The organism is Hymenobacter lapidarius (genome assembly GCF_001816145.1).
In the GTDB taxonomy this organism is placed as follows: domain Bacteria; phylum Bacteroidota; class Bacteroidia; order Cytophagales; family Hymenobacteraceae; genus Hymenobacter; species Hymenobacter lapidarius.
This window is the reverse complement of record NZ_MDZB01000094.1, coordinates 17,044-30,307: the sequence shown is the minus strand read 5'-3', so window position 1 is coordinate 30,307 and position 13,264 is coordinate 17,044. Positions and strand designations below refer to the sequence as shown.

Here is a 13,264-nt window from a genome sequence, read left to right as displayed (position 1 = left end):
CGTGCAGCTGGTTCAGACCCAATGCGCGGCGCGGTAAGCCGCTAGTCGGGCGGCGGTTGCTTCCTGCGCCAGCCGTTCGTGGCAGTGCTCGCAACAGGTGTCCGCCGCCGGTTGCTCCGTGGCCTGTAGCACCAGCACGGGAATTTGGGTGTGGTAGGCCTGCGTTTGGGTGTAGCACAGGTCGAAGTAGCGCAGCAGTTGCGCGGTGTTGGCCGGGGCGATGATGAGCAGCTGCGCCAGCGTGCGGGCGCAATATTCGCTCACGCCTTCCAACGGGGCTTCATCTTCCACCAGGTGCTCGGTGATAGTGGGCCAGGTGAGTTGGGCCGCGGCCCGGCCCAGGGCCTGCTTCAGCTGCCGCCGCCGGGGGCGGGCCGTGCGCGGGTAGAACTGCACCAGGTCCAGCGGGCCCGGGAAGGCATTGGCCAGGCCTGAGAGCCGGGGCAGCAGGTGCAGGTTCAGCGCGTCGAAATCAGCCGAAAAAACCAGGCGGTTGGGCAAGGTCCGGCGGCCGGCTGGTACTACCAGCACCGGGCAGCCGACCAGCGCGGTGATGGCCGCCGCGTGGTTGCCGGGGGCCTCTTGCTGGCCGCAGTCGATGTGCGCCAGGCCCATCACCACCAGGTCGGCGGCGCAGGCGGCGGCTTCGGCCTGCACGTGGTCGTGCAGGCAGCCGGCCAGCACCCGGTAGCGGTACTGAATCCGGCGGCCGTTCTGGCGGGTGAGCTGCTGGTAGCGCAGGCGCTCCACCAGCCCGCGCAGCCGCTGCTCCTGGGCCAGCAGCACGGCGGCGGGCTCGCCAGCCGCGGCGTCGGGCTGGTGGCAGTACAGCAGCACTACTTCGGCCGGCCAGCGCACGGCCAGCTTGTTGGCGTAGGCCAGGGTATGCTCGGCGGCCGGGGTGTGGTCGATGGGGACGAGAATGGTTTTCATGGGCGGGGGCGGGCAGAAGGCCGAAGAATTAGGAATGAAGCCGCTAGTGGCAGTAGTGTACCGTAGCCGGTTGGGCGGCGCTGGTTGTAGTAGTGGACGGGCTTAGCTGCGGGCTGAGGTAGGGAATGCCCAGCCCCAGGCCCCGCACAATGAAGAGCACCGCCAGCACCGAAGCCGCGTAGGGCACGGCCTGGCGCATGCGGGTGCGCCAGAGCAGCGGCACCAGCCGCCCACTCAGCGACAGCCCGAACATGAGCGGCAGCGTGCCCAGCCCGAAGCAGGCCATGTACGCCGCCGCGCCCGCCACCCCCGGCGCGCTCAACGCTCCGGCCAGGGCCAGATACACCAGGCCACAGGGCAGCAAGCCGTTGAGCACGCCCGTGGCGTACAAGGCAGGCAGCGTAGGCTGCTGAAACAAGCGGGCCAGGGTGTTTTTCACCCAAGCCAGCGGCCGGTTTAAACCCAGCCAACCCGCCACGCGGCTGCTGTAGCGCTCCGGCACGGCCACCAGCAGCAGAATCAGCACACCCGAGGCAATAGACAGGCCCTGCTGCACGCCGGCCAGGCGCAGGCCCTGACCCACCAGGCCCGCCCCGGCCCCCAGTGTGGCGTAGGTCGTCACCCGGCCCAGGTTGTAGAGCAGGCGGCCACCGGCGTAGCGCAGCCGGGAGGTGGCCGCATCCGTCCCGCCCGGCAGCGCCAGGGCAATGGCCCCGCACATGCCCACGCAGTGGAAGCTGCCCAGCAACCCAAACAGGAATCCGGCCCAGAGCATGGTTCAGTTAAGCATAAGGTTTTGTTCGAGAAAATAGGCCTGCCCGCCCGCCGTGAAATCCAACTGCACCCGCCAGAAGCCGGGCGCCATTTTGCTGGTGTTGATGGATTGCTGCAGGTCAGCCGCGGGTTGTAGGGGCAGCGCAAAGTCCAGGGCCTGATTGGAGGGACGGAAGAAGTGAACCTGCCCCCGCACGGCCTGCCCAGCCAGAGCAGCCGGCAGCTGCAGCGTCAGGCGGCGGCTGGTGGCATCGTGGCGCACCTGCACGGGCGTGGGCAGGGCGGCGGTGCGGGCCACCGCGTCCATGCGCTGCTGGTGGGCCAGCTCTTTCTGGTAGTAGTCGGCGCTGACCAGGTTCACGTCGGTCTGCATGGCCTGATACACCATTGAGCCGATGTACAGAGCGAAGAGCACGAAGACGGTAACGATGGCATAAGGCCAGACGCTGCGTTTGGGAGGGGAAATAGCCGGGTTGGTCATGGGAAAAGGAATAACAGAACGTCATGCTCATCTGGCGTCCGCGCAGCCGAAGCATCTCTACTGCTTCGTTGCAACCGCATTGAATAGTATTGAGGTAGAGATGCTTCGACAAGCTTAGCATGACCGTTTTTTTCTGATTGTTTAATCGGCCCATCACTGCGACGGGCCGAGAAACTTGGTGCTGGTTTCCGAAATCAGCTCGCCGCCGCTGAACAGGCCGATGCGGATTTTCTGATTGGTGCGGTGCAGGGCCGTGCGGGGCAGCTCGGCGAAAAAGACGCCTTCGGTGCTGCCCTGCGCGGGCAGCTTGAGGCCAGTGGTGCCGATGAGTGAAATCCGGCCCTGCGCCGGTTCGAGGATGCGCAGGGTGATGGGGTAGCGGCGGTTGGTTTTGTTGATGACCGAGATGTTGTAGAGGTTGGTGATGGTGCCGCGGTCGGTTTTTTGATAGAGCTGCCCCGGCGTGCGCAGCACGGTGGCTTCCACGTTGGAGCGCGACACCAGCAGGCCCGTGAGCACCGCCAGCAGCAAGACCAAGCCACCCGACAAGGCCTTCACGCGGCCCGTGAACCGGAACTTGGTGCCGTTGGCAATGCCATTTTCCGAGGCGTGGCGAATGAGGCCCTGCGGCAGCTTCACCAGGTCCATGATGGAGTTGCAGGCGTCGATGCAAGCGGTGCAGTTGGTGCATTCCATTTGCGTGGCGCCGTTGCGGATGTCGATGCCGGTGGGGCAGACCTGCACGCACTGGTGGCAGTCGATGCAGTCGCCGGCGGTGCGCGCCTGGTTTTTGTGCAGCTTCTCGCGCGGCTCACCGCGCTTGTAGTCATAGGCTACCACCAGGCTGTCCTGGTCCAGCAATACGCCCTGCAAGCGGCCGTAGGGGCATACAATGGTGCAGACCTGCTCCCGGAACCGCGCAAACACGGCGTAGAACACACCCGTGAAACCGACCATGGCCGCCAGCCCGCCCAGGTGCGCCGTTGGCGGGTCCGTCACGATGGCCACCAGCGCATCCGAGCCGATGATGTAGGCCAAAAAGGTGTTGGCAATCAGAAACGACAGGGCCAAGAACAGGACGTGCTTGGTGGTTTTGCGCCAGGTTTTGTTCCAGTCCCAGTCGGCCCGGTCCAGGGCCTTTTGCTGCGGCGCGTCGCCTTCCAGCCAGTACTCGATGCGCCGGAACACCATCTCCAGAAAGATGGTCTGCGGGCACACCCAGCCGCAGAATACCCGCCCATACACCACCGTGAACAGGATGATGAACACCAGAAACGTGAGCGACGCCAGCAGCAGAATGAAAAAGTCCTGGGGCCAGAAAATCTGGCCTAGGATGATGAACTTCCGGGCCGGTAGGTTCCACATCAGCAGCGGCAAGCCGTTGAGCCGCAGCCAGGGCCCGGCAAACAGTACGGCCAGCAAGCCGTAACTCAGCCACTTGCGGGCGCGGTAAAGCCGGCCGGCGGGCTTCTTGGGGTAAAGCCACACTCGTTTGCCCGCCGCATCCACCGTGGAGATGGTGTCGCGGTAGGCATCGTCGGGCTTGAATTGGGTGGGGAGCATGAGGTTATATGGGAGGAGAATCGAAAAAGCACGTCATGCTGAGCTTGTCGAAGCATCTCTACCGCAGCAGTAATCAATGCCATTGCAACGAAGCGGTAGAGATGCTTCGACTTCGCTGCGCTCCGCTCAGCATGACGTTCTGTTTGAAATTGCAAACCGCTGCTACAGCCCGGCCACCGGCTTCCCCACCGCTTCTTTCTCGCCCTGCGGCGGCTTGGCATTGGCTGGCAGCGAGCCTTGCAGACTCAGCGCGTAGGAAGTCACCTGCAGAATCTGCTTGCCCGAGAGCTTGCCTTTCCAGGCCACCATGCCCTTGCTCGGAATGCCGAACTTGATGGTTTTGTATACCTGGTTCACCTCACCGCCGTGCAGCCAGTAGTCGTCGGTCAGGTTGGGGCCTACTTTGCCCTCGGCGCTGGCCCCGTGGCAGGGGGCGCAGTTGGTGGCGTAGATGCTTTTGCCGCTGCTCAGGTCGGCGGCGGTGGTCAGGGCCAAGTAGGTGGTGAGCTTGGTCGGGTCGTCGGAACCGGCCGAGACGAGTAGCGCTGCTTGGCGCATCTCGGTTTCGTACTCGGCTACTTGCAGCTGGCCCTTCGTGGTGAGGTGGTAGTAGCCCACGTACACGAAGGCAAACACGATGGTGAAATAGAAGCCGTACTTCCACCACGGCGGCAGGTCGTTGTCGAACTCGTGGATGCCGTCGTAGTCGTGGTCGAGCAGCTCATCCCGGTACTCGCCCCGCACCAGCGTGGCATCGCCCACCAGCAGGCCCAGCACCTTGCCGCTCCAGGTGCCATGCACCGTGGGCAGGTTGTAGAGTAGGCGCAGCTGCGGTTTCATCTGCACCACGATGGTGATGCCCACGGATAGCAGCACCAGCAGCAGCACGCCCAACAGGCCCAGCAGCACCCAGAACAGCAATTCCTGCTCGTTCATCCCAGCGGCTTTGGCGGGCGCGGCGGCCTCCGGGGCTTGGGCTTTCGCCATTCCACTCAGCAGCAGACTAGCCGCGGTAAGCAGCCCCATTCGGGTAGTTTTCACTGACGCTAACATGAGGGCTCGGGTTTAGCAGGCGCGACGGGTCCGTCTTCCAGCAGCGGCAGCATGCTCATGGTGCTGATATGCTGGCGGTTGACGACCAGCACGTACACCAGCAGGGCCACGAAAAACAGGAAGAAGATGACGAAGGAAATGAGCGGGTAAATGGCAATGCCCGTAATGGACTGCAGAACTTCTTTGTACATGATGCGTGGGGTTTTAGAGGCGTTAGGCCGTCATGCTCATCTGGCGTCCGCGCAGCCGAAGCATCTCGCTCGCATCGTTGAACGATTGAATTACTGCTGCACGCGAGATGCTTCGGCTGCGCGGACGCCAGATGAGCATGACGTTCCTTATTTGCTACTCGGCTACTGCGCCGCGGCTGCTTCGGCCGAGGTGGCGGCCTGCTCAGGCTTCACCTTGATGTCGGTACCGAGGCGCTGGAGGTAGGCAATCAGGGCCACGATTTCCTTGTCGGATTTCACGTCGATGTCCTCCTTTTTCAGCTCGGCCACGATGCCTTTAGCCTGTTGCTGCGCGTCGGCCACGGCTTGCTGGTCGTAGCCGGCGGGGTAGGGCGTGCCCAGCTGTTGGAGCACCCGGATTTTGGCGGGCAGGTCGGTGTAGTCGATTTCGTTGTCGAGCAGCCACGGGTAGGGCGGCATGATGGAGCCGGGCGACATGCTGGTGGGGTCCATCATGTGGTTGTAGTGCCAGGAGTGCGGGTACTTGCCGCCGAGGCGGTGCAAATCGGGCCCGGTGCGCTTGCTGCCCCACAGGAAGGGCCGGTCGTACACGAACTCGCCGGCTTTGCTGTACTCGCCATAGCGCTCGGTTTCGGAGCGGAAGGGGCGCACCATCTGGGTGTGGCAGTTCGAGCAGCCTTCCTTGATGTAGAGGTCGCGGCCCTGCAATTCCAGCGAGGTATAAGGCTTCACCGAGGCAATGGTGGGCACGTTGCTTTCCACCAGAAACATGGGCACCATTTCGATAACGCCGCCGATGAGGATGGCGACCGTGGCGCCCACGGCCAGCTGAAACGGGCGGCGCTCCAGCCAACGGTGCCAGTGGCCGCCGGTGGCGTGCGGGTCCTCGGCGGCGGGTAGCAGGGCGGGCGCCTCGGCTTTTTCGTTGACCAGCAGCACGCCGCTTTTGGCCGTTTTGTAGAGGTTGAACATCATCAAAAACACGCCGCTCAGGTAGAGCACTCCGCCGATGCCGCGCAGGTAGTACATGGGCACCAGCTGCAGCACGGTTTCCAGGAAGTTGGGGTATTGCAGCATCCCTTCGCTGTTGAACTGCTTCCACATCAGCCCCTGCGTGAAGCCCGACCAATACATCGGGATGGCGTAGAACAGGATGCCGAAGGTGCCCAGCCAGAAGTGGGTGTTGGCCAGCTTGGTGGAGTGCAGCGGCGTTTTGTAGAGCCGCGGCCACAGCCAGTAGAGCATCCCGAAGGTCAGGAAGCCGTTCCATCCCAGGGCGCCGACGTGCACATGGGCCACAATCCAGTCGGTGAAGTGGGCCAGGGCATTCACGTTTTTCAGCGCCAGCATGGGGCCTTCAAACGTGGCCATGCCGTAGGCCGTGATGGCCACCACGAAGAACTTGAGCACGGGCTCGGTGCGCACCCGGTCCCAAGCGCCGCGCAACGTCAGCAGGCCGTTTATCATGCCGCCCCAGCTCGGGGCAATCAGCATGATGCTAAAGGCCACGCCCAGGCTTTGGGCCCAGTCGGGCAGGGCGGTGTAGAGCAAGTGGTGCGGCCCGGCCCAGATGTAAATAAAAATCAGCGACCAGAAGTGAATGATGCTCAGGCGGTAGGAATACACCGGCCGCTCCGCCGCCTTGGGCAGAAAGTAGTACATCAGCCCCAGGTAGGGCGTGGTCAGGAAGAAGGCCACCGCGTTGTGGCCGTACCACCACTGCACCAGCGCGTCCTGCACGCCGGCGTAGGCCGAGTAGCTTTTCATGAAGCTCACCGGCAGCGCCGCCGAGTTGACGATGTGCAGCACGGCCACCGTCAGGAACGTGGCGATGTAGAACCAGATGCCCACGTACAGGTGCCGCTCGCGCCGCCGGGCAATGGTGCCGAACATATTCCAGCCAAACACCACCCACACCACCGTAATGGCAATGTCAATCGGCCATTCCAGCTCCGCGTATTCCTTGGAAGTGGTGAGGCCCAGCGGCAGCGAAATCACGGCCGAGACGATGATGAGCTGCCAGCCCCAGAAGTGAATCTTGCTGAGCACGTCGGAGAACATCCGGGCCTTGCACAAGCGTTGCAAGGAGTAGTACACGCCCGTGAAGATGCCGTTGCCTACGAAGGCGAAAATGACGGCGTTGGTGTGCAGCGGCCGGATGCGGCCAAACGTAGTGTAGGCGTTGCCCAAATTCACCTCGGGCCGGGCCAGCTGAAAGGCGGCCAGCACTCCCACCAGCATCCCGATAATGCCCCAGATGACGGTGGCAATGCCAAAGTCGCGGACAATCTTATTGTCGTAGAAGAAGGTTTCGATGCCGCGCACGGGCGGCGGGGCCACCAGCAGCGGCAGCGTGGCCGCAGTGGGTAATTCTAGTTCAGCTTGCATGGCCTGAGAAGAGTGTTTTTTACTGCTTCAAAGGTCCCCCAGGGCCATTTCTGAAAAGCTGACGAACGTCAGTCGGGCGGCTGATTGATGTCAGGCACCTGGCCTAGCATCAAAAAAGCTTGTTTTTGATGCTAGGCCAGTAAATACGGTTAAATTTGATGCTTGAAAGGCCGACTAACATCAATTAATCCTGTTTTTGATGCCTGAAATTAGTACATACCGCATAAATCCCGACCGCGACAAGCCGTGGAATGGCCTGCCCGACTTGCCCATTGCACCGGAATTGTGGCGCACGCCGGAGTTGCTGGAGCAGCTTGGCCACGCCCGCGAAGCGCTGGGGCGACTGCACGGCCGGAGCGTCGCCATTCCCAACCAGGGGCTGCTGATAAACTCCATCAGCCTCCAGGAAGCGAAAGCCTCCAGTGCCATCGAAAACATCTTCACCACGGATGATGAGCTATACCAGGCGTTCAGCGAAACCAAAGCCGACCGGGCGGAAGGCCCCGCCAAAGAGGTGTTGCGCTACCGGGAGGCGCTGTGGAGCGGCAACGATTTCCTAAAAAGCGAGGCTGGCTTCACCCGCGACTATTTCGTGCGCATGGTGCGGGAAATCAAGCAGGTAGAGGAAGGCATTCGGCCGCCGTTCACGGCCACCGTCATCCGCCAGGGCGGGAGCGGCCCCCACGCGGGCAAGGCCATTTATACCCCACCGCGTGGGTCGGGAATCCTCGAAGCCAAACTCGACAACCTGCTCGCGTTCGTGAACGACGACGACGCTTATCCGCTGCACCCGCTGCTGAAAATGGCCATTGCCCACTTTCAGTTCGAAGCCATCCACCCGTTCCGCGACGGCAACGGTCGCACGGGCCGCATTTTCAACATTCATTACCTGGTAAAGAAGGGCTTGCTCGACTACCCCATTCTGTACCTGAGCCGCTACATTCTGGCGCACAAGGAAGCGTACTACGGGGCGTTGGCCGGCGTGTCGCAACGCGGCGACTGGGCCACTTGGCTGCGCTACATGCTTACGGCGGTGGAGGTAACGGCCAACCTCACCTTCGACAAAATCAACCGCATTCTGGAAGCGCGCGACGCGGTGCTGGCCGTCATCCAGGCCCAGAAAAGCATCCGCCGCCCCGACCAGCTCACCCAAAAGATTTTCACCCAACCCATCACCCGAATCAAGCACCTCACCGAAGACCGCACCTACGCCCTCAACACCGCCCGCGACTATCTCAACAAGCTGGTGGAGCTTCAGATACTGGAGAAAAAGTCCGTGCAGGGCAATATCTACTACATCAACCGGGAGCTGTATTCGATTCTGGAGGACTGAGGAAGTCCCTGCCAAGTAAACGCTAAGGTTAGCAGCCGGAGGCTATTTAACGCTGTGCAACAAGTCCTTGTTCTTCGCCCAAGCAGCGATGCATATTCATCCATTCGCGTCCACCCTTTTACTATTAACTACCGTCATGAAATTAGGACGACTAGTAGAATTCGAAGAAGCATTCGACGAGCCAAAGCAGGACTGGCGCAACTATCTGGCCGGCATCGGCAACGACGCATTGCTGTTGGCAGCCACTCATTTTCTGGGCCGCCAAGAAACTGGGCCTCGCAGCTATTACAGCGATATGGAACAGATGTTCGGGCCGCATAATGAAATTGCCGCGAGAAACGTGTTCAGGCGTTTGGAGAGGATTGAGCAGGAAGAAAAAAGCGTACTAAAAATAGTGCACCCCAAAAGCGCCCTGCGTTTGTTTGAATACGCCATACAGCGCCCAGAAGAACCACACACGCAAACCGATGCTGAACTGGAATTGAACCTGTTCAAGGCATTCATTGCCCAAAACAACGAGTATAGCGATGAACAAAGTGCTGCTTTGAAAGCGCATATTGAAGAGCCGGGTTTGTCTACTTTGGCTAAGCTCTCGTTAGCGAGCACGCATTCCGACTTTGAACTGGTCAATTTCGATACATCCCGCGTACTGCTCATACAACTGATGAAATCGGTTCGGTTGTTTCAATTTTTAGAAGCGGACGTGACCTACCATCCTCTCCTAGCAGCCTTCCTGCATCAGTATGACTGCCCGAAGTGGCAAGACTATATGAGGCGGCTCGCGGGGGTCGTCAAAACCATCATTTACTATAATAAAAAGGGCCGGATAGAAATACAGATACCCCACGATGAGGATTATGCGGCGAGTTGCGCTTTTTTGGACAAGCTGACCATAACTCCCGGCAGCAAGTTGGATGAGCACGATTTTCTATCCACTCGCGCCAAGCCAATTTACAAGCAAAGCGAAGGGATTTACGCGGTAGTATTTCCAGTGTTTGTGGCGGAAATGCTGCACAAGGGTATGTTTTTTCAACTCAACGAACTGGTTAAAAAAACAAAGCCGAAGCTGTTGAAAGGGGTTGATTGGCGGGGGGCGTATTGCCAAGCTTTCTCGGAAGATTACCTGCTCGGCGGCCTATTGGATACTATCTTTCGAAAGCGCGGCTTGGCCTGGAGCGGCAAGCGCATCAAGGCCGAGCAATGGCTAAAAGGTCAAGGCGATGCGGAGCCCGACTACTACTTCCGAACTGGTAAGCGTGTCATCTTATTCGAGTCCAAGGATGTTAACATTAAAAAAGAGGCGAAAGCAGGTCAAGACTTTGCAGGTTTCTTAGCAGAAACGAGGAGCAAGTTCTACCACTACCTGGACAAGAGCGGAAATATGCAGGAAGTAGGCGTATTGCAACTGATGCGAAACATCAAGCGGCTGCTGAGTCCAGATAAGGAACTGCGGTTTGACACGGCTTACAATCCCACGAGCCTGCTCATCTACCCAGTGCTGGTGGTTCACGACCGGCTTTATAACATGCCGGGACTAAACGAGTTGGTGAACGGATGGTTTCAGCAAGAGCTGATACAGTTAGGGGAACAGGCCGTTAAGCAAGTCCATCCACTGGTCATTATCGACATTGACACACTGCTGGCTTACCAAGACCATTTTGCCAGCAAAAAACTGGTATTGTGGGAGGTAATAGAGGCTCACAACCGTTCGGTGCATCCGCAAAAAAGAATAGTGCGCTCTGAGCAAGAAGCTAGACGATTGATGCTGCGAACGGTTGACCCCTTCGTGCAGTTTTTGGATGATTACGCCCGAAAGCAGGGGCTTGCCCCAACTCCTACAAAGCAGTTTGCTCAGCTTATCGAGGCTATGCAGGACATCACCGAACCTACTGAGTGAGCTTGTGAAGGAGAGTAGAAGCAGCCGTTATTCTAACTTTTCTGGCTCGTCCTCAAACAGCATCCGCACCGCGGGCGTGTAGGTGTCCTCGTACTGGCCCGAGCGCACAGCCCACAGGAAAGCACCCAGAAAAAGCAGCGCAACCAGCAGGCTGATGCCAATGAGCAGAAAGATGATGGTCATGTCAGGGAAAGGTTAAAGCCGGCGGCGGTGGGCGGCGTAGCGTACCAGCAGGGTAGCAAATACCATCACGCTGAGCGAGCTGATGGGCATGAGGATGGCCGAGGCAATAGGCGTGAGCAGGCCCTGCACCGCCAGGCTCAGGCCGATGCCGTTGTAGCAAAACGAGAGCAGAAACGTGGCCAGCACGGTGTAGCGGCAGTCGCGGGCGAAGCGCAGGATGGTGGCCAGCCGGCCAAAGCTGCCCGCCTCCAGAATGGCATCGCAGGCGGGCGAGAAGTTGGTAAGCGTTTCGGTGAGGGCAATGCCGACATCGGCCCGTTGCAGGGCGCCGGCGTCGTTGAGGCCGTCGCCTACCATTACTACCCGGCGGCCCTGCTGCTGCAAGGCTTCCACGTAAGCGAGCTTGTCCAGCGGCGACTGCTGGAACCGCAGCTCGGCCCCGGCCCCGAACAGCTGACGGAGCGGGATGACCTCCGCGTCGTTGTCGCCGGTGAGCAGCGCCAGCTGGTAGCGTTGGCCCAACTCCCGCAGCAGCGCCGGCAGGTTCTCGCGGTACTGGCTGCGGATGTCGTAGCACCCGGCCGGCTGCCCGTTTAGGGCCACGTACACGCGGGTTTGCTGTTCTGTCGGGGCCATTGCCGGCGGGTTAGTCCCGATAAAAGCGGCTGAGCCCACGCGAACCGGCGTGCCGGCTACCACGCCGCTAATGCCCTGGCCGGGGATTTCGGCGTACTCCTCCAATACAAAGTCAGTAGGTCCCAGATGCGCGGCCAGGCGCTGGCTCAGCGGGTGCGTGGATTGACTCACGAGGGCCGCGACGCGCTGCGCATCTGCGCGGGAAAGGGCCAGGCCGGAGAAACGGACGGGGGAGCGTTGGGTATCGGTGAGCGTGCCGGTTTTGTCGAACACCAGCGTATCGGCGCGGCTCAGGGTTTCAATTACGGCGGCGTTTTTCAGGTAGAGCTGGCGTCGGCCCAGCACCCGCAGTGCGGCACCCATGGCGAAGGGCGTGGTCAGCGACAAGGCGCAGGGGCAAGCGATAATCAGCACTGAGGTAAAGGCCCGCAGGGCCATTTGCGGGTCCTTGGGGTACCAGTACAGCACCGAGCCCACGGCCAGCGTCAGCGTGAGAGCCACGAAGTAGCGGCCGACGTGGTTGGCGTAGGTTTCCAGGGTGGGCCGGGCTTGCTTCTCGAAGGCGGGGTTGTTCCAGAGTTGCGTGAGGTAGCCCTGCGATACTTCACGCACCACTTCCAGCTCCAGGGCCTCCCCTACCTGCCGCCCGCCGGCGTACACCACCTCGCCCACGGCCTTGGCCACCGGCACGCTCTCGCCCGACACGAAGCTGTAGTCAATTAACCCCGCGCCGCGCCGCAGCACGGCATCGGCCGGAATGATTTCCTGGTGGCGCACCCGGATGCGCTGGCCGGCCTGCAATTCCTTTACCGATACCGACTGCTCGCCCGCTTTGGTGAGTAGGGTCACCGCCACGGGGAAGTAGGAGGTGAAGTCGCGGTCGAAGCGGAGGGCGTCGTAGCTGTGCTGCTGCACCCATTTGCCGATGAGCATAAAGAACACCAGGCCCGTAAACGAGTCGAAGTAGCCCGGCCCGCGCTGCGTGAGCACGTCGAACACGCTGGTCGTAAACAGGGCCGTGAGACCCAGGCTGATGGGAAAGTCCAGGTTGATGTAGCGCTGCCGCAGGCCCTGCCAGGCCGACTGGTAGAAGCTGCGCGCACTTACCAGCAGCACCGGCAAGGCCAGCAGCAAACTCAGCCACCCAAAGAACCGCCCGAAAGCGGCGTGCAGCCCTTCGGTGAAGGAAAAGTAGTCGGGAAAGGCCAGCAGCATCACGTTGCCGAAGCCGAAAGCGGCCACGCCCAGCTGGTAGTATAGCCTGCGGCTGGCGGCGTGGGGCTGCGCGCCCAGCTCGGCCAGCGTAATCTGCGGCTCGTAGTTGATGGCGGCCAGCAGCGTCACCACGTCCTTGAGGCTGGTGGCGGCGGGCTGGTAGCTTACCGTCAGCTCTTTGCGCAGGAAATTCACCCGCGACTCTGAAATGCCCGCGTTCAGTTTGAACAGGTTTTCGAGCAGCCAGATGCAGGAGGCACAGTGCATCTGCGGGATGGTGAGCGTGAGCCGGGCCAGCGTGGGCGAACGGAACGCCAGCAGCTGGCTCTGCACCGATTCCAGGTCGAGGTAGTCGAAGCGGCCGGGCAGGTCCACCGTTTTCACGCGCTGGCCGGGCTGCGCGTCGAGGCGGTAGTAGCCGCACAGGTTGCTGGCCGCCAGCAGCTCGTACACGGCTTTGCAGCCGTGGCAGCAAAAATGCAGCTCCGGCTGCCCGGTCAGTTGAATAGGCTCGTCGGGGCAGTCGTCGCCGCAGTGGGTGCAGGCAACTTGGGTACTGGGTTTGGGGGCAGCGGTAAGGGGCACGGGCGGGCGGGCTGATGGCAGCCTCAAAGCTC

The 13,264-nt window shown here is 61.0% G+C and carries 11 protein-coding genes; 2 read left to right on the top strand and 9 right to left on the bottom strand.

All coding sequences use genetic code 11. From position 1 onward, the window contains the following. Nucleotides 1-12: 12 nt before the first annotated feature. The 7 genes from BEN47_RS07280 to ccoN form a co-directional block, all read right to left on the bottom strand. Entirely contained in the window at nt 13-933 is a 921-nt protein-coding gene (locus BEN47_RS07280; RefSeq protein ID WP_070726738.1) for a universal stress protein, read from the bottom strand. 43 nt (nt 934-976) lie between these two features. Beyond that, entirely contained in the window at nt 977-1,708 is a 732-nt protein-coding gene (locus BEN47_RS07275) for a sulfite exporter TauE/SafE family protein (protein WP_070726736.1), read from the bottom strand. 3 nt (nt 1,709-1,711) lie between these two features. Next, on the bottom strand, nt 1,712-2,188 hold the full coding sequence (locus BEN47_RS07270) for a FixH family protein (RefSeq protein WP_070726734.1): 477 nt from the start codon (nt 2,186-2,188) through the stop codon (nt 1,712-1,714). A gap of 153 nt (nt 2,189-2,341) precedes the next feature. Beyond that, complete coding sequence (ccoG, locus tag BEN47_RS07265) at nt 2,342-3,751, bottom strand: cytochrome c oxidase accessory protein CcoG (protein ID WP_070726732.1); 1,410 nt, start codon at nt 3,749-3,751, stop codon at nt 2,342-2,344. A 162-nt stretch (nt 3,752-3,913) separates the two neighbouring features. After that, nucleotides 3,914-4,792, bottom strand: coding sequence for a cbb3-type cytochrome c oxidase N-terminal domain-containing protein (locus tag BEN47_RS07260; RefSeq protein WP_239691531.1), 879 nt, complete (start codon nt 4,790-4,792; stop codon nt 3,914-3,916). Between the two features lie 5 nt (nt 4,793-4,797). After that, nucleotides 4,798-4,995, bottom strand: coding sequence for a hypothetical protein (locus BEN47_RS07255; RefSeq protein WP_070726728.1), 198 nt, complete (start codon nt 4,993-4,995; stop codon nt 4,798-4,800). 162 nt (nt 4,996-5,157) lie between these two features. Beyond that, entirely contained in the window at nt 5,158-7,383 is a 2,226-nt protein-coding gene (gene ccoN, locus BEN47_RS07250) for a cytochrome-c oxidase, cbb3-type subunit I (protein WP_083322219.1), read from the bottom strand. Between the two features lie 199 nt (nt 7,384-7,582). Here ccoN and BEN47_RS07245 point away from each other — a divergent pair, with 199 nt between their 5' ends. Both BEN47_RS07245 and BEN47_RS07240 read left to right on the top strand, forming a co-directional pair. Next, a complete protein-coding gene (locus tag BEN47_RS07245; protein WP_070726726.1) occupies nt 7,583-8,716 on the top strand; it encodes a Fic family protein in 1,134 nt (377 codons plus the stop codon). Between the two features lie 136 nt (nt 8,717-8,852). Beyond that, nucleotides 8,853-10,613: a hypothetical protein gene (locus BEN47_RS07240; protein ID WP_125921559.1), complete on the top strand. Its 1,761-nt coding sequence runs from the start codon at nt 8,853-8,855 to the stop codon at nt 10,611-10,613. Nucleotides 10,614-10,640: 27 nt separating this feature from the next. Here the strand turns inward: BEN47_RS07240 and ccoS are convergent, their stop codons facing one another. Together ccoS and BEN47_RS07230 are read right to left on the bottom strand one after the other, a co-directional pair. After that, nucleotides 10,641-10,796 (bottom strand): cbb3-type cytochrome oxidase assembly protein CcoS, encoded by a 156-nt coding sequence (ccoS, locus tag BEN47_RS07235; protein ID WP_070726722.1) that lies wholly within the window; start codon nt 10,794-10,796, stop codon nt 10,641-10,643. Between the two features lie 12 nt (nt 10,797-10,808). Continuing rightward, on the bottom strand, nt 10,809-13,232 hold the full coding sequence (locus tag BEN47_RS07230) for a heavy metal translocating P-type ATPase (RefSeq protein WP_070726801.1): 2,424 nt from the start codon (nt 13,230-13,232) through the stop codon (nt 10,809-10,811). Nucleotides 13,233-13,264: the final 32 nt, after the last annotated feature.